11 protein-coding genes and 13 pseudogenes are annotated in these 23,910 nt (G+C 33.6%); all 24 read right to left on the bottom strand.

The genetic code is table 11. The features are described from left to right. Positions 1–26 precede the first annotated feature (26 nt). Positions 27–1,105: pseudogene (locus tag JCM7501_RS05100) on the bottom strand (D-alanine--D-alanine ligase family protein). A 133-nt stretch (positions 1,106–1,238) separates the two neighbouring features. Further along, on the bottom strand, positions 1,239–1,436 hold the full coding sequence (locus tag JCM7501_RS05095; protein WP_028992339.1) for a small, acid-soluble spore protein, alpha/beta type: 198 nt from the start codon (positions 1,434–1,436) through the stop codon (positions 1,239–1,241). A 65-nt stretch (positions 1,437–1,501) separates the two neighbouring features. Continuing rightward, complete coding sequence (gene ypeB, locus JCM7501_RS05090) at positions 1,502–2,836, bottom strand: germination protein YpeB (protein WP_028992338.1); 1,335 nt, start codon at positions 2,834–2,836, stop codon at positions 1,502–1,504. 9 nt (positions 2,837–2,845) lie between these two features. After that, positions 2,846–3,087, bottom strand: a pseudogene (locus JCM7501_RS16165) (cell wall hydrolase); the annotation flags it as partial. Then, positions 3,067–3,450, bottom strand: coding sequence for a peptidoglycan-binding protein (locus JCM7501_RS16160; RefSeq protein WP_409373525.1), 384 nt, complete (start codon positions 3,448–3,450; stop codon positions 3,067–3,069). The pseudogene JCM7501_RS16165 and the gene JCM7501_RS16160, both read right to left, overlap by 21 nt. Positions 3,451–3,648: 198 nt before the next feature. After that, positions 3,649–4,283: pseudogene (gene spoIIR, locus JCM7501_RS05080) on the bottom strand (stage II sporulation protein R). 69 nt (positions 4,284–4,352) lie between these two features. Next, on the bottom strand, positions 4,353–5,504 hold the full coding sequence (locus JCM7501_RS05075; protein ID WP_028992335.1) for a Ger(x)C family spore germination protein: 1,152 nt from the start codon (positions 5,502–5,504) through the stop codon (positions 4,353–4,355). After that, a pseudogene (locus JCM7501_RS15840) lies at positions 5,488–6,595 on the bottom strand (GerAB/ArcD/ProY family transporter). Before JCM7501_RS15840 ends, JCM7501_RS05075 begins: the two are co-directional and overlap by 17 nt. Next, positions 6,582–8,182, bottom strand: a pseudogene (locus JCM7501_RS05065) (spore germination protein). The pseudogenes JCM7501_RS15840 and JCM7501_RS05065 overlap by 14 nt, the downstream one beginning before the upstream one ends. 10 nt (positions 8,183–8,192) lie before the next feature. Continuing rightward, positions 8,193–8,405, bottom strand: coding sequence for a CLC_0170 family protein (locus JCM7501_RS05060; RefSeq protein ID WP_012996124.1), 213 nt, complete (start codon positions 8,403–8,405; stop codon positions 8,193–8,195). A gap of 65 nt (positions 8,406–8,470) precedes the next feature. After that, positions 8,471–9,199: a nucleotidyltransferase family protein gene (locus JCM7501_RS05055; RefSeq protein ID WP_012996125.1), complete on the bottom strand. Its 729-nt coding sequence runs from the start codon at positions 9,197–9,199 to the stop codon at positions 8,471–8,473. Between the two features lie 5 nt (positions 9,200–9,204). Further along, positions 9,205–9,892 (bottom strand): annotated as a pseudogene (locus JCM7501_RS05050) (GntR family transcriptional regulator). Next, positions 9,885–10,754 carry a 4-(cytidine 5'-diphospho)-2-C-methyl-D-erythritol kinase gene (gene ispE, locus JCM7501_RS05045; protein WP_012996127.1) on the bottom strand — a complete coding sequence of 290 codons (870 nt, stop codon included), beginning with the start codon at positions 10,752–10,754 and terminating at the stop codon, positions 9,885–9,887. Before ispE ends, JCM7501_RS05050 begins: the two are co-directional and overlap by 8 nt. A 107-nt stretch (positions 10,755–10,861) precedes the next feature. Next, a pseudogene (locus tag JCM7501_RS05040) lies at positions 10,862–12,387 on the bottom strand (DUF3794 and LysM peptidoglycan-binding domain-containing protein). Positions 12,388–12,473: 86 nt separating this feature from the next. Continuing rightward, entirely contained in the window at positions 12,474–12,743 is a 270-nt protein-coding gene (locus tag JCM7501_RS05035) for a Veg family protein (RefSeq protein ID WP_012996129.1), read from the bottom strand. 187 nt (positions 12,744–12,930) lie between these two features. Beyond that, positions 12,931–13,786: pseudogene (gene yabG / locus JCM7501_RS05030) on the bottom strand (sporulation peptidase YabG). A 72-nt stretch (positions 13,787–13,858) separates the two neighbouring features. Then, positions 13,859–14,410: a stage V sporulation protein T gene (spoVT, locus tag JCM7501_RS05025; RefSeq protein WP_012996131.1), complete on the bottom strand. Its 552-nt coding sequence runs from the start codon at positions 14,408–14,410 to the stop codon at positions 13,859–13,861. Between the two features lie 99 nt (positions 14,411–14,509). Next, positions 14,510–15,414 (bottom strand): annotated as a pseudogene (locus tag JCM7501_RS05020) (peptidylprolyl isomerase). 132 nt (positions 15,415–15,546) lie between these two features. Next, positions 15,547–19,019: pseudogene (gene mfd / locus JCM7501_RS15835) on the bottom strand (transcription-repair coupling factor). Between the two features lie 5 nt (positions 19,020–19,024). Next, a complete protein-coding gene (locus JCM7501_RS05010) occupies positions 19,025–19,393 on the bottom strand; it encodes a hypothetical protein (protein WP_028992300.1) in 369 nt (122 codons plus the stop codon). Positions 19,394–19,410: 17 nt separating this feature from the next. Then, on the bottom strand, positions 19,411–19,980 hold the full coding sequence (pth, locus tag JCM7501_RS05005) for an aminoacyl-tRNA hydrolase (RefSeq protein WP_012996135.1): 570 nt from the start codon (positions 19,978–19,980) through the stop codon (positions 19,411–19,413). A 125-nt stretch (positions 19,981–20,105) separates the two neighbouring features. After that, positions 20,106–21,316 (bottom strand): annotated as a pseudogene (locus JCM7501_RS05000) (S1C family serine protease). A gap of 415 nt (positions 21,317–21,731) precedes the next feature. Continuing rightward, positions 21,732–23,143, bottom strand: a pseudogene (locus JCM7501_RS15830) (sensor histidine kinase). 2 nt (positions 23,144–23,145) lie between these two features. Beyond that, a pseudogene (locus tag JCM7501_RS04990) lies at positions 23,146–23,828 on the bottom strand (response regulator transcription factor). Between the last annotated feature and the right edge of the window lie 82 nt (positions 23,829–23,910).

Raw genomic sequence — 23,910 nt, 5'->3', positions numbered from 1 at the left:
AGCCTCTCCCCTTCTTCCCTCATTTCTCACCATTCCCTACATTTTTCATTATTACTTTCTATTGCTAAATTTATAAGTCATCCAATAATGCCGAATAGGACTTTCCACTCACTTCCCATAGTTTAGGGTACATACTTATTTTCGTAAAGCCCGGAATAGTGTTAACTTCATTTAGGTAAACAGTGCCTGTATTTCTATCCATTAAAAAGTCTACTCTCGCCATGCCTCTTAAATCCAAGGCTCTGTAGGCTTTTATAGCGAGCTTTCTTATCTCTTCCATTTTTTCATCAGGTAGTGGAGCAGGTATTAAAAGAAGTGACTTTCCTCCATCAAAATATTTGGCATTGTAATCATAAAACTCATTTGAAGGTACAATTTCTCCCGCAACAGAAGCCTCAGGATTTTCATTCCCCAAAACAGAGCATTCAATCTCTCTGGCCTCTATTCCTTTTTCTATCAACAATTTTCTATCATATTTTGCAGCTAATTTCAAGGCCCCAGGAAGTTCTTCCTCGTTGTGGACTTTGGTAATACCAACACTTGATCCCAAATTAGCTGGTTTTACAAAACAAGGATATCCTAAGTGCTCAATTTTCTTTTTAATAGTTTCTAAATCTCCAATTTCTTTTCTATAAACTACTACAAAATCAGGTGTAGGCAATCCAGCTTCCTTAAAAATTCTTTTTGTAAAAACTTTATCCATGCATAAAGCAGAAGAAAGCACATTAGCACCTACGTAAGGTATATCCAATAATTCTAAAAGCCCTTGTATAGTCCCATCTTCTCCATTAGGGCCATGCAATACAGGAAATACCACGTCTATAGGAAAAAAAACATTTTTTCCTTCTTCAAAAGTTATTATTCCTCTATACTTTGTAGAAGCTCCCATCGTTGCGGGAATTCCTTCTTTTTCCCATTCTCCGGTTTCTATTTTCTCTACATCACCCCTATATAGATACCATTCTCCTTTTTTCGTAATACCTACCATGTAAATCTCGTATTTATCTTTATCGAGATTGTTTATTATAGACTTTGCAGACATTAAAGAGACCTCATGTTCTCCTGATTGTCCTCCAAATAAAACAGCAATTCTCTTCTTTACCATTCTCTCACTCTCCATTAATTTTTTTTACATTATCTTTATTCTACCCTTTTAAGAATATGTATTCAAGAAAAAAATTTTATTTTACAATTTAAAGTCGGGAAAGAAGACATTTCTTTCCCGACTTTTTGGGCATTTAGAGGGTGGTATTTCTGTTGTTGTAATTTTCAACAAGCATTTGTTGCGCTTTTTCAATTGCAAGTTTTACAAGATTGCCGCAATTTCTAGAAGAAACGCTCCCCCAACCTTCCTTCATTACTGTGTCGTAAACGCCGAGTTCTTTTGCCAACTCATATTTAAGTTGGTCAGACATTAAGCCTCTGCGTCTACCCATTTTCATCCCCTCCTTCTTTTGCCCTACAATTATTTTACACTTTAAAAGCACTTTTATGTTATGGACTACATGGTCAAATCTCCATGTTCTGTTCTTATAACCTTTAAAATTTTTTCTTCATTTCCATTTAATGCATTTATATACACATAAAAAGTGTCTCCTTTGTAGGTTCCCTTAAATTCGTAAGCTAATACTTCTTTACCACTTTCTAAAGGAATAAGTGTTAATCTTCTTCCTTCTATTTTTAAGTTTTTACTTACTTTTTGTTCAGCTTCTTTTTCGGTAAGTTTTGGTTTTTCTAATTTTCTCTCTGTATGATTTATGTAGTAAGCTGTCGCATCAAATCCGATTATGTCACCATTATCAAGTGCCACTTTCACTTTTAGAATATCTGGATATAAATATACCCCATTTTGTACAGGGACAAAATTAAATTGTATACTGCCATCCGCTTTCATAGAATAAGTATTTTCCATGTTTTTAAAGCCGTGTTTTTCTAAAAATTTTTTAGCATACTTTAAAGCTTGTGATCGAGAAATATTTATCTTATCCGCAGTTCTTTGGTCCATCATCCATACAACATGTCCACCCTTTTGACTGACATTTATATAAACAGGTAATTTGCCTGGAGATTTTAACTCTATCCCATAAGCTTTTATCTCTCCATTGTTAGGGCTATACTTGTTTTGCGATTCTACCGGCTTTCCATAAAAATCTTTTGCTATTTGAACAGCTCTATCGTAAGAAATTTCCGCACCTACTAAACCTTTAGGCGTAATCTTTGCTAAACTTTCAGAAAAAGGACCGTCATATATCAACGTAGGGTAATTTGTCATAGTCTGATTGACTCTACTCATTTTTACATTTAAAATTTTACTGTCAATCTTCCCCATTTTTTGACTGCCTTTTTGACGTAAGTTCCCAAGTTCATATCCCCCTTGAATCTTCTTCCTTAGGTCTTGTAGGTTTTTACCTAAAAATACTGCATAATTTTGTAATTTCGTAAGAGTTGCTAAATCTTGTTGTGATAATTTTTGCCCCAAAGCAACTTTTTTTGTAAGGCTGTAAGCATAATCCCCAATCTGTGTTAAAAACTTAGAAGTATTATCTATTTCAGGCTGCCCGATAGGTAATTGATTTAAATGCTCCTGTCCAGAAAAAGCCTCTCTCCAGATTTCATCCAAAATTGGAATTATAGTTTTCTCTGAAGAGGCAACCATTAACTTTCCCATGGAAGTTTCAATATTTTCTACATTAGACACCAATTGATAAAAAGACCTGTCATATTGTGCTTGTAAAAACCTGTGATAAGAAATTTTTTCAATGTACTGCCTATATCCCCATGCCCCTAAAACTAATATTAGAATTAGAGCAAAAGCCGTCAATCCTCTTTTTAACATTTTCTCACCTCACCTTGCAAAAATATGACTGCCTATTTGGGTTATAATAGGCCTGTTAAATATCCAAAAACTTGTCACTCTCACAGGGTTGTAATAATACAATGCGCCACCAGTGGGGTCCCATCCAGCAATCGCATCTCTTGCCGCCCTTATGCTGTCATTTGTAGGTGGCAACCACATTTGTCCATCATCTACTGCAGAAAAAGCTCCAGGCTGAAATATAACGCCCGCTATAGTTTGGGAAACCTTGGGTCTCTGACTCTGTTCATAACAACTGCTCCAACTGCAACTTTTCCGATGTAAGGTTCCCCTCTCGCTTCTCCATTTATAAGCATTGCCAAAAGATAGACATCATCATTTGTAGTAACAGAAGAAGATGCTTGATAAGCTGCTAAATCCTGGGCAGTAGTCGTAAAACCTAGCGCCACTTTTGTATCATCATCTACAATTCCCGTCACATTAAGCCCGTTATATGCTTGAAACTTTCGAACTGCCAGCCACGTTCTAACCCCAAAAAATCCGTCAACAGCTCCTTGATAATATCCCCAATCCTTAAGTCGTGCTTGGACTTTGGCTACATCACTACCTGTATTTCCCCAATAAAGATTAGCCATAGCTGTTTTTGTTAAATCATAAGCCACATATTCAAAAACCACTGTTATAAAAATAATCAAAATTGTTATTATAATTTTGATGCGGAGAATAAAATCTTTTCTCATTTTGAACCTCCTTTTCTTTAGTATTCGTAAATATTTTTTGTAGTAGTAAAAGTATTATACGCCGATTTTAACCTAAAAAAATTAAAGCGCCCTTTAAGGCGCCATCCATGCCATTTTAAATTTATTATAATATTCCTCTAAAATTTCAACTATTTTAAATTTAACTTCAGGTTTTTGTTTTCTGATAAGGTCCATTTCATCTTGAGAAAGGTATTTGGCCACTTCCTCTGCAGTTTGTGTATCTGTAAACCCGTGGGTAACATCAATAAAGCAAAGGGGAGGAAATATTACACACCACCAATTTTTACCCTCACCATTTCCGATAATTACTTTAAGCGCATTATAATTCCCCGCAGGAAGAGTAATAGTTCCATAATACCGAGTAGGAAAATCAAAGATGCCATAGGCAACTCTCACATTATAATTTTTGCCATTTTTACGAATTGTTTCTTCAGCAACCTTTTTAATCTCTCCCATACTTTCTTTTATAATTCTTTCCGAATCCTTTACATCTTTTACTTTTTCAAATTTAGACGTCAAATCAACAAGTATAGCATCTTTTACCTTAAGTTTTAATTCTTGATCTTCTTCAGAATCACTGTTGGCAATTACATGAAACCTTATTAATTTATGGGATAGTTTTTTCTTTGCAAATTGAAAGCTTTAGCTCCATAAAAATTTACAGTTATAATAATTGTTAAAACTAGCAATGCAATTAACCTTCTCATAATTTATCCTCCATCGCAAATCTTTACTCTGACTAAAGTATTACCAAATATATAAAAAAATATACCCTTCTACTTGAAAAGACCTATCCTTCTAACATGAGTAGTAACGTCTACTTTTATCTCTATCTCTGGTAAAACATTATCCCAATCTTTTCCTACTTTTTCCCATAAACTAGGATGATATTTTTCAATATAATCTCCTATACCTAACATGTCTATTCTTAATTCTTTTTGAAACCTATTTATAGCTTTTAGTGCCATCTTCTTTATTTCGTCACTAGTTTTTCTTTCTATTACGTTTAACAAATCACCTTCCATCATCTCTTCTCGCTTTTCAAAAGTATATTCTGTTATGTCTCCTTCCACTTGAAGTTCAACTCTATAAATAATTTTTCCATTTTCTTCTTTAACAGACCGCCTTCTCCTAACATTTGAAATATTAAAAGGAATCACTATTTTCCCATCACCACTAGGCACACTAACATCAACATCTCCTCCTCTAACAAGGCCAGCAAGCCACATGTACCCCATGTTTTCCTCATCTCCCAGCCAACCCGCCAATTTGTAATTTTTGATAATTGCTGAACCCGCTATTTTAATTTCATCTTTTCCTGCAGTTATTTTTGGAATTATCGCATTTCCATTTGTCTCATGTATAGACTTAGTAATTTTATTATAGTCAATCGTTGGAAATTTTGATGTTAGGTTATAATGTTTAAACACATCTCTAATATAAGCACCTGTATTTGGTTCTATCTCGTATTTTTTCAGAAGAATATCCTGAGCTTTTTGCGGAGTTACAAGAAGATAAACTTTACGCCTCAACTCATAATTTCTGTCAAGAGAATCTAAAACTTGTTGAAATCTATCCTTATTTTCCACTACCTCTTTGCCAAATATAATAGCTTGTGTATGACCTAAATACAACGCTTTATTAATTCGTGTACTTATATGCCTTGATGCAGAAAAAATTGTTTCAGCTTCTTCAGAAACAGCAAAACTTGGCTTTTCACTCCCTCCTCCACCGCCACTGGTACCCTTGGCCATTTGAGCAACATTAGGAAATTGAAAAGTCACAAGATATCTTTTATTTGAAGAAGATAAATCTATGCCAATTGCCATTACAAAAGCCCTATCCTCTATTTCTATGTTATCCCAACATCCTGCAAATATAAAAATAATCAAAAACCATAATATAAGTATCCTAAGTTTTCTCTTCATCTTTACCACCTATTCCTTTAACTTTTAAAATTATAAGCAAAAGTATTGGTAAGATAGCTATAAAAAATACTGACATATATTGGGATAAATAATTTGCATATTTATAAACTGTTACAATAGAATCAGGGATTAAAGATATCAAATACATTATTGGAATTGCCGGTAATACAAAATAAGAATGTTCTCTGGTTTTTAAAAGTTTTGAAAAAGTCAAAGTAGCAAAATAGTAAAAAGAATAAATAGTAGTAAAGATAGCGAACGTCCATATTCCCATTACAATTCCCTCTACATTTTCAATGAAAAACACAGGAAAATTAATTGATTTAAGAAGGGTCAAAAAAGGCCATAATTGTTCCTTTGTTTCTTTATATCCAAATATACCAATTACAAAAAAATTTATATAGGCATAAAACAACATCGTAGAAAACAATGCAGAATTTACACTTCTTTTTAATTTTTCTCTATCAATCACATATGGAAAAAGCAAATACAATATTTCAAAGCCAGCAAAACTATAGGTAGTGAAAAGCATTCCCTTAAAAAATCTAACTAGCGAAACCTTCATAAATGGAAGAAAATTACTTAAGTCTATATCAGTTAAAGCCGGCAAAAAAAGTAATACAAGGGGTATTACTATTATGGGAAATAAAATTTCTGACATCCGTGCAATTGGTTCAAGTCCATATCGCACTATATAGCAGAGCTAAACAGCATAGTAAGAATTATGATTTCAATAGGAGTATTTGGCAAAAGATATAACTTTAAAACTTCCCCAAAAATTCTTACATCAAGACTTACAAATATTACAAAATAAAACAGCAGCCCAGCACTCATAACCGTAGAAATAGGTCTTGTGATAAGTTTGCCAGCATACTCAACAAAAGTTTCTGTAGGAAATTTAGAAGATAAATATAGTATTAACCTTGCAAAAAAAAGAAAAACAATCCCTCCTCCGAAAATAGCTATAAGCCATTAGGCCCTACCTCTTTTGAAACATCTGCAGGAAGACTTAATATTCCAGCTCCTACCATAGTAGTAAAAAGTAATATAGCAACTTGATTCGCAGAAATTTTGTCATCATTTTTTATCATTGTTGTCTCTCCTATCGTCTTCTATGCTTTCCATTTTTTCCTCTCTCAAATCTTTCATCTTTCTTTTGTCAGAGGTCTCTAGAATTTCTGGCCGATTTTTAAAGTACATTATAGGGGCTTTTATCAATGTATCTGCAAGGTCACTTATATCTATTTCGACAAAGGGTGAAAGATACGGAACCCCAAAACTTTTCAAAACAACCAAGTGGGTTAGAACTATCATAAATCCAAGCATTATGCCATATAGGCCAAAAACAGCCGCAAGAATCATAAGTATAAATCTTAGCATCCTAAAAGCAATGGCAGCACTATAACTGGGTATTGCAAAAGAAGCTACAGCTGTGACAGCCACGACTATTACCATCAACGGACTCACAATACCCGCTTCCACAGCAGCTTGTCCTATAATGAGACCACCTACAATACCAATAGTTTGTCCTATGGGTACAGGAAGTCTAACTCCTGCTTCTCTTAAAAGCTCAAAAGTCGCTTCCATAACCAAAGCTTCAAAAAAAGCAGGAAAAGGAATACCTTGTCGTGTTGCCGCAACATATAATGTCAATTTAGTAGGTATAAGGCCAGGATGATAAGCTGTAAAAGCTATGTAGACAGCTGGTGAAACCAATGCTACAATTGCTGCAAGAAACCTCAAAATTCTCAAAAGAGAAGAAATCATCCACCTTTCGTAATAATCTTCAGGCGATTGAAAAAGAGTAGCAAGAGTAGTAGGTATTATAAGAGCAAAAGGAGTATTATCTGTCAAAATTGCTACTCTTCCCTCCAAAAGGGAAGCCGCAACCTTGTCAGGCTTTCTGTGTTTAATACCTGTGGAAAAGGTGAATGCCAATCCTCTTCAATCAATTGTTCTATGTAGCCACTTTCAAACACTCCATCTATTTTTATATTTTTAAGTCTTTTCATCACTTTATCCAACACATTTTTATCAACAATATCCTCGATATAAAGCACTGCTACGTCTGTATGAGTTCTTTCCCCAATCTGTATTTGTTTTATTTTCAAATTAGGGTCCCTTATACGCCTTCTTACAAGAGCAGTATTTACCCTTATTGTCTCAGTAAATCCTTCCCTTGGTCCCCTTATGACTGTCTCTGCATCAGGAGAAGAAATAGACCTCATCTGCCAGCCTTTACTGGAAATAATCACTATTTCTTGTGAACCCTCAAACAATAATGCAGTATCTCCACTCAGTATTGATAAAACACATTTATCTAAGTCTGCAACCTCTTTTATGTCTCCTCCAGTTATAGTCCCTTTTTTTATAACCTCATATAAGTTGTCTTTTATCTTCTCAATAGAAGGAGTTGCTTCTCTTGAATCCAAAAGCAAAGCGCGAAGTACGTGGTCATTTATGATGTTTTTGTCCACAAGTCCATCTATAAACACAATTGCAAGATTATATTCCTGGTTCTCTCCCACCCAAATATCTCTATATATCACATCATCACAATCTTTCAATTTATTTTTTATGTAATTTAAATTTTGCTTGAGACTATTTGAAGCTGGTGTACCTGTTTTTGCTTCTTTTTTATTGTTTTTTTTCCCAAATATCTTATCAAAAAATCCCATGTTCTCCTCCTTATCTAAAGAAAAATATTTGTATAATAATGGCAACTACTCCAATAAAAATGTAAAATAATCCAATCCACTTGCACAATTTAGAATCTCTGTCTAATCCTTTTCTCTCCAAAAATTTTGGCTCAATAAAAGCTTCATAAATTCCTACAATGAATACATTAGCAAACATATAAACCGTAAAGTATTGTCTGACAAAATACAGTAAACTATACATGCTCTCACCTTCTGAAATATATATTTTGCAGTCAGAAAAAAAATATACAAAAAATAGGCTTATGCCTATTTTCCAGTCAGATATTTAGTTGCCATTATTATGTCTTCTTCTTTATCTATATCGTTTCCTATTTCCGGATATTCGGATATGATAGCCTTTCCCGTTATGTTAAATAACTCTTTTACTTTTTTTTCAATATGAGAAATTGAAAGTCTTCCTATTAAAAATAAAAATAATATCTTTCCTCCTAATAATTTCCCTAACTTCCATGGTCTTTTTCTATAAGCTATAAATTGTTTCGCATCCTCAATTAATCTATCTATAATTCCAGGATTAACGTAAAAAATATTGCCGCCTGTAAAAACTCCTTCCTTCACTCTTGCATAAGTCCTTTTAGCTTCAGGAAATTTTTTTAAATTATCTTCTTTTCTAACAATAGGATAACACAAGTCTGCTCCCGTAGCTTCTGATTTTTCAATAAAATCGCAAACAGCTTCTTTAGTCAACATAGGAATATCACAAGTAAGAATCAATACTCTCTTGTCGTTTTTAAAAGGTTCTACTCCTTTTAAAACATTATCCATTAAATTATCAACTTGCTCAATTATAAAATCTATACCTGCCACTTTTTTGAGCTTTTGTGAATTTCCAACTACTGCAATTTTATCTATTTTGTCGCAGCCTCTTAAAGCTTCGATTACATATGAGATCATAAACTTCCCATTTATTTTAACAAAAGCTTTATCAGGCAACTTATCTTCCTTAGTACTGCCGGCCAAAATTACAGCATTCACCCCACTCACTCCTTGTTACTAAAATACTTTATGTTTTTTAAAACCTCTGTCTGGAAATTGCGTATGTGTTTCTCTGCCCATTTACGTGCAACATCCGTATTTCTCGTTTCGATGGCCTCTGTAATCTTTTTATGCTCTTGATGTATTTTTTTTCGCTTTTTTCGCTTCATTTATATATCGAACACGGAACCTATGCACATGTTCTTGTAAATTATTCATTATCTGAATTAATTTGTCATTACGTGAGGCAGTAAAAATTAAATCATGAAACTCCTTATCCAATTTTACCAGTTCTTCATTATCACCGTCTTCTATTTCCTCTATCTCTTTTTGAAATTCCTCTACAATTTTCTTTAACCTACCAATTTCCTCATCCGTTATTCTTTCGGCAGCCAGCGAAGCAGCTAATCCTTCTAACGAACTTCTCACTTCTAACACATTCAAAAGGTCCTTTGCATCCAAATCTGCCACATAAGCTCCTTTTCGAGGAATCATAACAACTAGCCCTTCAAGTTCCAATTTTCTAATCGCTTCTCTAACTGGCGTCCGACTTACTCCCAGTTTTTCTGCCAATTGAACTTCCATAAGTCTCTCTCCAGGTTTTAATTTACCTGTAATTATGGCATCTTTCATGTAATCAAAAACTACATCTCTTAACGGTTTGTAATTTTCCAATGGAAAAAACTCATTCATACAATTCTAACCCCTTATCTATAGTTTTTGAAAAAAATACAAAACTGTAAATTCCTTCTAAATCTTTATAGGCTTTTATAAGCTTTTGTAAATCGTCAAAAATTCCATAAACAGTGGGACCACTGCCCGACATAGCACATCCTAAAGCACCTTTTTTAAGCAACTCCTCTTTTATTTGATTAATAACTTCACATTCCCGAGAAGTTACTAATTCTAAATCATTTTTTATATTTTCTGCAATTTTGTATATGTTTCCTTCCTGTATAGCTTGAACTACTGAACAAGTAGCATGATGGCTTTTAAAATTAAGCCTATCCCATTTATCATAAATTTTTTTTGTGAAAATTTCAATATCAGGTTTTACAAGAAGTAAATTCATATGAGGAACGTTCAAATCTTCAAAAATTTCCCCTATGCCTTTTGCAAGCTTTGTCCCACCTTCCAGACAGAAAGGAACATCTGCTCCCACTTTCAAAGCAATTTCTTTTTTCTCATCTGCTGACATGTTTAAATTCCATAATTTGTCTAATGCAACAATTGTAGCAGCAGCATCAGCACTTCCCCCAGCAAGGCCGGCAGCTAAAGGGATTTTCTTGTCAAGCCTGACTAACACTCCTTCTTCTATTTGATATTTTTCTTTTAAAAAGTTGATGACCTTTACTATTAAATTATCTTCTCCTTCAGGAACTCGATGGCCACTACAAAAAACCTTAACTATTTCGCTTTTTTCAAACTCTAAAATATCAGCCAAATCAATTGATTGCATCACTGTAGAAATTTCATGATATCCATCTTTTCTCTTACCTAGCACGTCTAAAGACAAATTGATTTTTGCATAGGCCTTTACTTTGATTTTTTTCATTCCTTTATCCTCGCTTTTTCAATAATAATTATAGTTTCATATATTATACATTTATTATACATTATACAATAAAATTTCTGTAAAAAAAATACGCAGTCTCCTGCGTATCATTCTTCCATAGGTATTATTAATTTCATCCCCTCCGAAACTTTCTCTTCTTCTAAACCATTAGCAGAAATTAGCTCTTCAAGGCCTACTCTATACCTTTTAGCTATATCCACAAGGTTTCGCCTTTTTGAATCATGTAAACAACAATGCTGTGTTTATTATCGCTTTCTCTTGGGGCTTCGATTTCTTTAAGGTCTACAATAGCCTCTATTTCTTTCTCTACAAGTAAATCAACTGTATTATCAATTGCAAACTTTAATTCAATTTCTTTCATGGCTATTATTTCATAGGAAACATGAGAAATTTTTATATCAACCAGAGTAGGCCCTTTAACTTGACTTATTTCAATAAAAGTCTTAAAAGGATATTCATCTCTATAAGGCTTTACACTACCCTCTTCAGACAAATATAAAATAGTATAATCTAATATTCCTTCTAAAACTAATTTATCTACATCTACACTGTAGTCAGATATAACAGGAATAACCACAGCATCTATAAATCTTTTGGCAAGAGAAGGCAATTCTACATTAGTTTTAACTACAAATTGAGATTTATAAGATTGTAATTCCTCTATCACAGTTAAATTTTCTCTTACAGGCTGAATATAACCCTTTGTACCATAGGCATCAATAGGAAGCTCTCTTTCCTCCGTCTCCAACACTTGAACTTTTACCCGTATTGTGGCTTCTATATCTAAAATAGTATTTTCTCCCTTTTCATCCTCCAATACAGTGGTGCTTACATCTATCACTTCCTCTTGAGTTTTTGCCGACATATAACTTAAAGCCCCAGGAATATCTACAAAATTTGCATAATTTAAATTTGCTGCTAAATTCCCAAATTCTCCTTCCTGTGAAATATATAAAATATTACATAGCACACTTCCTTGAACTATTACTTTGTTATCAGTGATTTTAATCTCCTCCGGTTTTACTTCCACATCTGTTTTTATAACTTTTTGAATAGGAGCTTCTCCCTCAGGAACTTTTATTTTATCTTTTACAAAAACTTCAATACTATTTTGTCCCACTGTATGCATTAGCTTTACTTTTTTCTTTAAAGCTTGAATTTTTATCGAATCTTCTGCTCCTATTACTACTTCTTTTTTGTTAGATACTACCAGCCTGCATTGTATCTTTATTACAGCTTTTACACTTATTTTTCTACTGTTCACCAATTTGTAGTCGACATTTTCAACCTTTGCAACTAACATGTATCTACTTCTCTTATCAATACCCTCGTCTTCAATAACATGGGAATAATCAATTTCTTTTTCAATCCTTTCAAGTTCTCCATTTTTTTCACCTAAATACAAAATATCTAATGCCAGTTTTCCCTCAAACTGAACCTTCCCTTCTGTCACAAAAACTTCATTAATATATGTTTTTGGATTTAATGCCAAAAGTACCAGCACGTCCGGCTCATTTTCAGGAACAATTATATCACTCTCTACCAAAAGTTGAGTATCATATATGCCAGATACAGAATCAAATTCTAAAATATCTTTATATACCTGTGGCATACTTTTACCTCCTTAAAGATATGCTAATATAATATATAGTTTTTGAGGTAAAATTATGCCAAAAAAATAAGACCGAATATCTTCGGTCATTGAAGACATTGGATTTTTTTGTTCCCTTCCATCACAGTTAATTCTACTGTATCCGTCAAAATATCTGAATAACTGTAAGAAACCCTCCGGGTCGCTCCTTGTCCATCTAATACCACAATAAAAATGCTCGGATATGTCTTTTCTAATAGTCCTTCTTTTATTACGGTCTTTTTTCTACCACCATTTGTTTTAAGGCGAACTCGAGCACCAATATGTTTATCCAGTTGCCTTTTTATTTCATCAAGGGTTGACTTATCTGCCACCACTACCAACTCCTTAACACATACTGAAAATATTATAACGCAATTTTCAGACAATGTCAAGGGTCTAATATTATATCAGTGTACAGGGAAGTTGTCAATAATGATTTTAATGCAAAAAACAAAAAAAATATGCAAATACCATAGGTATTTGGACTTAATCATTAATTTTTAGCTTATAGGACAAATTAATTCAATATTTGCCTTTTGGAACACCATATCTAAATTTTCCCATTGTCTGCAATCCTCCAATCCCTGCTGCCCCCGTTATTGTGCTTTCTATTAATTCTTCAATTTTTACAAGCTCATTTATATGAGAAAAAGCCACTTTTTCACTCACCAAAACTGGATCAAGGCAGTGTATCAAAACTCTTTCAGGAGAGCTGGCATAATTGGCTCCTGCTTTTATGAGAGCTTCATAATTTGATTGACAAGCTCCTGCAAAAATCACTAAATTGTCAAATACAGGTTCGTACTTCCTTGCATTTTTAACCGCTTCTACGAAATATTTAGAATTTCTGTAACTACTTATATCACTATAATCTTTCAAATTGTTTTTTATACTGTCATGACCTGTAAGAACTAATATATCCGGCCTATATTTTTCTAAAAGGTCATAGACTTTATCTGGTTGTTCTTCCTCTTTTAGTACCACTCCTACGACTTCCATACCAACCTTTTTATAAGCATCAACGCATATATTTAAATATTCTTCATCTCCGTCTATGTGAAGAACTTTTCCTGGCCTTCCGTAAGGCTCTTGCCGACTTGAACGCACCATTCTTTTTTTTCGTTGAAGGCTTTTTGAAGAAGCAATTTTTTTTTAAAAGGTATTCTGCTTTTTCTCTATAAGGCCTATCATATTCCGCAATCTTGGCACGAGAAGCCTCTATAAGGTCATCTTCTGGTGCATCTGCAATTATTCTCATGTTTAAACCATGTAAAAGATAATGTCTTACTCCTTTATTATCTATAACATTAATGACTCTAAACAAAATATCAGAGCCATATGATTTTCTCGTTACAATGTCATTAATGCGAAAAGCCATAAATTAACCCCCCTGCATAGTTTAATTCATAATCTATAATATGCAGAGGGGTATATATGGGTGTATATAAATTTATTCTTCCATCTGTTTGCCCAAAAAAGCAGCAGCTGTTTCAGCAATTTTTGCTTCAACTTCTGTAACCGATTCGCCAGCTTCTTTAGTAAAAATCACCACGCTTCCTATTGTATCTCCTCTTGAAATAATAGGAACTATGACTTGAGAGGTAATGTTAAATTCCTGGCCATCTGCTATTTTAATCGGTCCTTTATCTTTTCCCGTTCCAAGCATTATGGTCTTTTTTTCTTCCAAATATTTTTCTAATTCTTGACTTATTGGTTTATCAATTAATTCTTTTTTTGCAACTCCGGAAACAGCAATCACATTGTCTGTATCTGTGATGCATACAGGGTGTTTCGTAGATTGATATATACTATCAGCGTACTCTTGGGCAAAGTCGCTTAATTCACTTATTGGAGAATATTTCTTTAAAATTATCTCTCCTTCTTTATCCGTAAAAATTTCTAAAGGGTCTCCTTCCTTGATTCTTAATGTTCTTCGTATTTCTTTAGGGATAACTACTCTTCCTAAGTCATCTATTCTGCGTACAATTCCTGTAGCTTTCAAAGTAAATACCTCCATTTCCTTAAATTTTTAGCTCAAGATTAGTATTTATAATTTTCCATAAATTTATTCGCAAAAAACCGGCAACTAAATTGCCGGTTTTTACCTTACTGATACTTTTATGTTTTGAGGAAACTTTTGTATTTTTGCTGCTTTCTCAAGAGCATCATATTTTTCCGTAATAACTTGATTTTTTTATCATTCAACAGATAAGCTTCTATATCTCCTTTTACCTCATCAAAAGATTTTAATGTAGCACCCTCTGACTTTATTATATGGTATCCATAATCAGTTTTAACAGGCTTTGATATTTGACCTTTTTTAAGTGAAAAAGCCACTTGCTCAAACTCAGGTACCATGACCCCACGAGCAAATTCTCCCAAGTCTCCTCCCTGGTCTTTTGTAGCCGTATCAATAGAATACTCTTTTGCTAATGTGGCAAAATCTTCACCCTTCATAAGGCGGTTGTATATATCCTGGGCTATTTTTTCATCAGACACTAATATATGACTTGCTTTTACTGTTTCGAATCGGTCTTTATTATCCTCATAGTATTTTTTCAACTCTTCCTCTGTAATTTTTACATCTTTTGTATATTCTTCAAAAAGCTTATTTATTAAAAGATAATTTTTTACATCTTCTTTTGTAATATCTTTATTAAATTCTTTCTCTCTTTGATACTCTTCCTCTATTTCTTTATCTGAAACTGTAATATTATTTTTTAGAGCTTCTTGTAACAGCAATTTTTGAGCAATCAAACTATCAAGTACATTTTCTTTTACCACATCTAAAAACTTTTTCCCTTCGTAATCCTGATTCCATATGTCTTTTGTATATTGCGGACTACTTTCAATTTGAGCCTTTACTTGGTCAAAAGCTTTTCTATATTCGGCATTAGTAATGTTTTCCCCATTAACAGTTGCAACAACCTCTTTTTTGGCAGAGCAAGATACTAGCAAAAATACTATAAAGCCAAAAGACAAAATTAAAGCTATTTTTCTTTTCAAAATGACATCCTCCTGACTTTAAAAAGTTTACATAGGTATAGCTTTATTATATATCATATTTATCCTAACTGCAAATTTTTTATTTTTTCGTGTATGTCAAAATTTTGTAGCTTATTTACGCAGACATCTTTTCTACCAATCAATAAGCTCTTTTTGCAGAGTCTCTTTTTTATTGAACCTATAAGTTAGATATGGCTGTAGTTGATTTGAAAATATTAAATTTCCTCCATATTCTTTTATTATTTTTTCTATAACCTCCATTTTAACCGATTCTATGTTTTTAAATTTTAAAATAACAGTGTTCCCTTTTTCTGTTATTTCAGTAATATTGGCTTTAGAAGCAATAGCCTTTAAATAAGCAATTTCCAGCAGTGCCTCTACAGGCTTTGGATAATCTCCAAACCTATCTACAAGTTCTTCTGAAATTTCCACCATATCTTCTCTAGATTCTATAGAGGCAATTTTTTTGTACATCTCTAATCTTAAATTCTCGTCTTCAATATAGGAAGAGTCAATATAAGCATTGACTTTTATATCTATTGTGGTAGTAATCTCCTCCTTAGGGGCTTCTCCCTTCAAATTCCGTATAGCCTCCTCTAAAAGCTTTAAATACAGGTCATAACCAATTGCGCCAATATGGCCATGTTGTTCTGCTCCAAGGAGATTACCTGCACCTCTTATCTCTAAATCCCTCATGGCAATTTTAAATCCAGAACCAAATTCAGTAAACTCTTTTATCGCCTCTAACCTTTTTTCAGCCACTTCGCTTAAAACTTTATCCTTTCTATAGGTAAAATAGGCATAAGCCAGTCTATTTGACCTACCCACTCTTCCTCTTAATTGATACAATTGAGATAGCCCTAACTTATCTGCATCATAAACTATAATGGTATTCACATTTGGTATATCAAGCCCTGTCTCAATTATTGTAGTGCTTACTAAAACATCGTATTCCCCATTTAAAAAGTCAATCATCACTTTTTCTAATTGACTTTCCTCCATTTGCCCATGAGCCACAGCTACCCTGCAACCGGGAACCAAATCTTTTACCAAAGAAGCCATCTTTTCTATGCCATTTACTCTATTGTAAACAAAATAGACTTGTCCTCCTCTTCCAATTTCCCTCAAAATAGCATCTTTTATTAACTCCTCATTAAATTCTACCACATAAGTTTCTACTGGAAATCTGTCTTCAGGAGGATTCTCTAATACGCTCATATCCCTTATGCCAATTAAAGACATGTGTAAAGTTCTAGGAATAGGAGTTGCTGATAATGTCAAAACGTCTATATTTTCTTTGAGTTTTTTTATTTTTTCTTTATGAACAACTCCAAACCTCTGCTCTTCATCTATAATTAAAAGTCCTAAATCCTTAAATTTCACGTCATTTTGTAAAAGCCTATGAGTACCAACAATAATATCGATAGTCCCTTCCGCCAAACCTTTAATTATTTGTGCTTGTTCTTTGGGAGTCCTAAAACGACTAAGCATCTCTATCTTCACAGGAAATTCCTTAAACCTTTCCATGAAATTAGTATAATGCTGATAAGCCAAGATAGTTGTAGGGCACAAAAAAGCAACTTGCTTTCCATCAGCTACTGCTTTAAAAGCAGCCCTTAAAGCAACTTCTGTCTTACCATACCCCACATCTCCACAGAGAAGTCTATCCATTGGCTTATCTTTTTCCATGTCCTCTTTAATCTCTTTTATACACCTTAACTGGTCTTCTGTCTCTTCATAGGGAAATTGCTCCTCAAACTCCCTTTGCCATGGAGTATCAGGAGAAAAAGCATGTCCTTTAGCTATCTGTCTTTTGGCGTAAAGTTGTATCAAATCCTTAGCAAGGTCTTCTACTGCTTTTTTGGCTTTTCTTTTTGCTTTAAGCCATTCACTGCCCCCCAATTTATTTAATTTAGGAGGATTGTCTGTAGGCCCTACATATTTTTGCACAAGGTCTAATTGTTCCACCGGTACAAAAAGGGTATCTCCCCCGGCATAAATTATTTTTAAATAATCCCTTATAATCCCATCTACTTTTATCTTTTCTATGCCTTCATACTTTCCTATACCATAATTTACATGTACGACATATGACCCTACTTCTAATTCAGTAAAGCTCTTTATCTTATCGGCGTTTTTAATTTTCACAGTTTTTTTGCTCTTTCTAGTCTGTCCAAAAATTTCTCCCTCAGTTATGACAGCAAATTTTGCATCCACATATTCAAATCCCTTGCTGATAGAGGCAGGATATATCACTACTTGCCCTTTTTGTATATCGTATTCACTGTCTTCAATCACTGCCGCATCAATATTAAAACTTTCAAGTGTATCCTTTAAAATTTTGCTCTTTCCTGATTCCCACTTAAAAGCAAAACTTTATATCCTGCATTTTTATAATACTTTAAATCATCTATCAAAATATCAATTTTGCCGTGAAAAGGATGCATAGACCTTGATATAAAATTAACAATTTTTCGCGGCTGTAGATCATTGTCAGGCTTTGCTAAAGTATTTACTATGAGTAAAAAACTATTTTTTGCCTTTTTTAATATTTCCTCATAATCGAAAAAAAGCCTGCTCTGCTCTGGCAAAACTTCTCCTTTTTCTAATAAAGCCTTGAAATTTTCATTGAATTCCATTTGAAGGTTATTTACCCTTTGCTTAATACGGCTGCTCTCGTCTAAAATAATAACTGCCTCTTCTCCCACATAATCAACAATAGAATAAACCTCATCATAAAAATAATCTATAAGTTCATGAATATTTTCCACCCTTTTAGCTTCCGTAATCTCCTCCATAATTTCCTCAAATTTTTGCTGTAATTTTTCTGCAATTCCGCTTTTTGATTTTTTTATTTTTAATAAATAGGAATTTAAAGACTTGGAAACCGCTGAAATCCCTTTTTTAATATGCTTTTCTTCCGCGATAAACTCTGTAGCAGGGAAAATATTTATTTTATCAATATTTTCTAAAGACCTTTGGGTGATCACATCAAAAGTCCTTATGGAATCTATTTCATCGTCAAAAAGTTCAATTCTATAAGGATATTCTTCAATAGGAGAAAAAACGTCAATTATTCCCCCTCTCACACTAAATTGCCCTTTTCCTTCTACTATTTGAACTCTTTCATATCCCATTGCCACAAAATTTTTTATAACCTCTTGTAAATTTACAATATCACCTATCTTAAAAAACATCTGATACTTTTCAAATAAATCCATGGGTATGAGTTTGCCTATTGCTGCATCTATAGAAGTAACTACCGCATGGGGAGTTTCCCTTGTCAATTTTTTAATTACTCTTAACCTCTGAGATACCATCTCTTGACTGGCAGCATCTATTTTATAAAACAAAGCTTCTCTCTTGGGAAATAAAGAGGCATTGCCAAAACTAAAAGAATACAAATCTTCGTATATTTTTCTCGCTTCTATATCATCAGGAGCAATAACTAACACTTTTTTATTAAACTTGCTCATTATATAATGGGCAACATGAGCTTTTTGAGAATCTGTAAGCCCATAAGCTAAAAGGGGGCCTTTCCCTTGTTTTAAAAATTCTTCTATTGTTTTTATTTCTTTTAATTCTTCTATTTGGCGAGTAAACATGTTCATCACCTCAACATAAGCCTATTCCATAAGCCGTGTATTAAAGAAGTTACAATAATAGCCCAAAAAATATTTGTTTGCATTACTAATATGTAAGAGGTTATGCCAAAAAAGCCGTGGCTTAAAATACTCAAAATAGAAGCCCTTAAATTGATTTCATAGGAAGCTTTTATGTAATCATTTACTGCCTCTGTAACCCCAAATATCAAATGAGACAAAAGAATAGAGGAGGTCAAATACCCTGCAACTGTCTTACAGGTTTCTTCAATGACTGGTACAAGATAAATTATAGCTTTTTTGTTGTATTTATTTACTGCCATCTTATTCAGAAAATACGCTAAGATTACACCAGCAATTCCAGACAATAGCCACATATGTTCTTTTTTCTCCTTCAATTGCCTTTTTGCAAACCGTTAAACTTGCTCATAGCATGTTCTATCCCATTTTCTATAATATCTATCACCGCATCTGCTGCTTTTATAACAGCTTCATCAATTAGTTTTTTCTCTGACTCTTCAAACTTTCCTAATACATGACTTACTAAATCCTTTTGTGGTTTTCCAATTCCAATTCTAACTCGTGGAAACTCTTCGCTATTTAAAAGATATATGATAGAATTCATTCCATTGTGACCACCTGAACTGCCTTTTTTTCTTATCCTTATTTTACCCACATCCAAATCTTTGTCATCATAAATTACAATTACATTTTCAAGTGGAATTTTATAAAAATTTACAGCCTCATATAAAGCTTCACCACTTGAATTCATAAATGTCTGCGGTTTTAAAAGAATTATTTTTTCTCCTTTAAAATAATCTTCCCCCATAAGGGATTTAAACTTTAATTTTGTTACATTTATGCCTAACTTTTTAGCCAATTCATCTATTACCATAAATCCTATATTGTGTCGCGTTTGTTCATATTCTATACCAGGATTTCCTAAACCTGCAATTATGAACATACAACCACCCTTCCTTATCAAATTAATTATACATGATTAAGCAAAAAAAAGCTATAACATGCACAAAAGATTACCGGCAAGTCACTTGCCGGTAATCTTTTGTGCGAAGGAGGCCTTTATTTCATTTATTGAAAGTTTGCACTGCTTTGTAATTTTACATTAACTGTAAATGTTCTGCCATTTCTCCAAATTGTCACCTTTATTACATCTCCAACTTTGTGGTCATCTAGTATTCCTTGTAAATCCTCAAAGGAAGTAATGTCTTTACCGTCAACCTTTATTATCACATCTCCTGGTTGAATTCCAGCTTGTTCTGCTCCACTATTTGGCTGAACCTGAACTACATATACCCCTACAGGCAAATTATATCGTTGTGCATCTTGTTCTGTAATGGTTTGAGCACCTATACCCATCATAGGTCTTTCTACATAACCATATTTTATTATTTGGTCAATTATAGGTTTAGCTTCGTTTATTGGAATTGCAAAACCCATACCCTCAATAGGAGTCCCTTGGCTTTGAAACATTCCAAACGGGTCCTGAATACTTGACCCTAGTGAAGTAAGCTTAACACTTGTTATACCTATGACTTCTGCTTTACTATTTACAAGGGGTCCTCCACTGTTGCCAGGATTAATAGCTGCATCCGTTTGTATAAGTTTGACAGGTCCATAATCACTTTGGAGGTTTCTGTTAAGCCCGCTTATTATACCAGCAGTGACCGAACCTGCAAAAGAACTTCCCAAAGGATTTCCTATAGCAATAGCCAGTTCACCCGGTTGAAGCTTTGAAGAATCACCTAATTCTACAACAGGTAAATTAGAAAGATTTATTTTAACTACTGCGAGGTCTGTTCTTTCATCTTTTCCTATAAGTTTTGCATCAGCACTTCTTCCATCTAAAAGTTTTACTGTAATTTTTGATGCTCCATCAATTACATGGTTATTGGTAACAATATATCCATCCGAACTTATTATAAAACCAGAGCCGCTACCTTTTGGAACATATCCTGTTCTATAACCATTGGTATAAGCAGCACTTGTATCAATTTCTACAACTGCTGGACTCACTATTTTGTAAATGTTGGGTATCAGATTTAAAATGCCGCTTTCGTCTGACGAAGTAGTATTTAGAGGTAAATATCTTGTAACAACTTGAGCTGACGCATTATTTTGGCTTCCATAGTATTTCATTACAGACCCCGTAATTCCTCCACCGATTAAAGCTGCCACTAAGCTACTGCGATAAAATAAGCTAGCATCCTTCTTCTAAATCTTTTAACCATTTTGCCAAGGCTCTTTTTATTGTTTCTAAATTTTACGTTAGAAGGTATCATAGAAGTTTCAAACTTCTCATAAGGTTGCTGCTCCTCAATTATTTCTTGATACATTTTTTCCTCGTTGGAAGTCTCTTCTAGTTTATTTTCTGGTAAAGTCATATCATGTTCCGTATCATTTTTCTCAATTTTATTTTCAAAGTCTTTTTCGTAATCCATATTACCCCTCCTTTTGTTCTTTTTTTTAATTATAACCTTCTTTTATTAACAAATTATGAACACGATGTAAAGATTTTAAGTAATTTTTATTAAAAAATTTTTTGCACTGCTTTTTATAAATAAAGTGCGGCCCAAGTATTCGCTTGGACCGCTGAAAAGGGAGGTCAAGGAGAGGCATTTGTCACTTTCAAATATTATTATATCCTTTATTTATGAATAAAGTGTTAATAAAGTGTAAATATTTTGTTGCAATTTTTTAAAACTTTTTCACCGGCAAAGTAAAAGTAAAGGCAGCACCTCTGCCTATTTTGCTTTCTACCCATATTTCCTCGTTATGAGCATTTATAATACGCTTTACGATATAAAGCCCAAGACCTGCACCATCTTTTCCCCTCGACTTGTCCGCTTTATAAAATCTGTCCCATATATGCTCTTGGTCTTCAGGAGAGATACCTATTCCATTATCTTTTATAGTAATAAATACCTTGTCATCTTTTGTTTCAGTAAAAATGTGGATTATACCTTTTTCTTTGGAAAATTTTATTGCATTATCTATAAGATTTGACAAAACTTGCTCTATCTTGTCCTTATCAGCTATTACTATTCGTCGGTCTTCTTCAAAATCAACTTTAACGGTGAGATCTTTTTCCACTATTCTTTTTTCAAATTTTATAACTGCAAGTCTTATAAGTTCATTTATATCAAATTCCGTCTTGTGTAGTGGAAATTGCCCTGACTCAAGTTTAGTCATTTCAAGAAAATCGTCTATGAGTCGAGACATTCTCCTCGTTTCTTTTTGCACTATTTTAAGATAATCGCAAGCTTTTTCTACCGGAATAGTACCGTCTAATATTCCGTCTATATATCCCTGTATAGAAGTTAATGGAGACCTCAATTCGTGGGAAACATTTGCCACAAAATCTTTTCTCATGTCTTCTAACTGTTCTAACTCTTTTGCCATAACATTAAAGGACTTAGCCAACTCCCCTATCTCATCTTCTTCTCTATGCTGTACCCTTGCAGAAAAATTCCCTTTGGCTAATTGCTGAACAGCTAAACTCATCTCTTTAAGAGGCTGAGATATTTGCTGGAAGTATAAGAAATGAGCACAAAACCTATTATAAGAGCTACTCCTCCAGATAAAAGCATTAAAAGAAAGATGTTAATAATAGTTTTATTCATTTCTGTCAAAGGAGCATGCATAAATATGGCCCCTTCAATCCGGCCCTTTATGACAAGAGGCACTCCCACTGTTAAAACAGGTTGATTAAATCTTCCGCCAAAATATCCTTTTTTTACAACAGATTGTCCATCTAAAATACTTTTTATTTCATCTTTACTGAGGCTTACCCCCGTCCAAGCTTTGCCATGTTTATGCGATTGACTGTAAATTAACCCTTCTTTATCTACAATCCATACAGTAGCATTAATCAACCTAGTGACAACATCTAATTCTTGATTCCATTTATCTATGTTTATGTCTCCTACCGCAAAATCATTTAAAATTGCATTTATTTCTCGAGCCTCTTCTAACATTATTTTTTCTTTGTCGGCAAAGTAATAGTTTTGAAACATCAGATAAAACATTCCTGAAAGAATAGACAAAGTAATAAGGATTATAATTATGTTGCTTATAAAAAGTTTTTTAAAAAGACTATTTTTGGTCAAATTTAGTTCACCTCAAATTTATAACCTACACCCCATACGGTGGTAAGTTTCCAATTAGTGCCATCTCCTATTTTTTCTCTAAGTCGTTTTATATGAACATCTACCGTGCGACTATCTCCCATATAATCATAACCCCATACATTTTCTAACAGCTGGTCTCTTGTAAAAACCCTGTTAGGATGCGTACATAAAAAGTATAAAAGTTCTAACTCCTTGGGAGTCAAATCCACATTTTGCCCTTTATAAACAACCTTATATTCGCTCAAACTTACATAAAGGTCTGGGTAAGAAACAGCCCGCCTTTCATCGCTTTCCGGCTCATACCTTCTTAAAACCGCTTTAACTCTTGCTATTAATTCTTTCCCATCAAAGGCTTTACAATGTAGTCATCAGCGCCGATCTCTAAAGCCAATACCTTATCAAGAGTATCCCCTTTTGCAGTAAGCATTATTATAGGCACCTTTGAAAATTTTCTGACTTCTCTGCAAAGAGCAATACCATCAATCCCTGGTAACATTATGTCAAGTATGACGAGCCTTGGTGGATTAGTTTGGATCTTCTTTAAGGCTGTTTGTCCATCGTATATTTGTTCTACTTCAAATCCCTCTTTTTCAAAGTACAAAGACACTATTTCACATATATTCTTGTCATCATCCACTACATAAATCTTTGGATTCTCTCCCACAAAACCACCCTCTATGCCGAGTTTCCTTGCTTAAATTATATCATAAAATTTTAAGGATAATAATAAAAAAGGCACCATAAGT

It is taken from the genome of Thermoanaerobacter thermocopriae JCM 7501 (assembly GCF_001310975.1).
GTDB lineage: Bacteria > Bacillota > Thermoanaerobacteria > Thermoanaerobacterales > Thermoanaerobacteraceae > Thermoanaerobacter > Thermoanaerobacter thermocopriae.
Note: the sequence above shows the minus strand (reverse complement) of the source record. Positions and strands in the feature narration are given on the sequence as shown.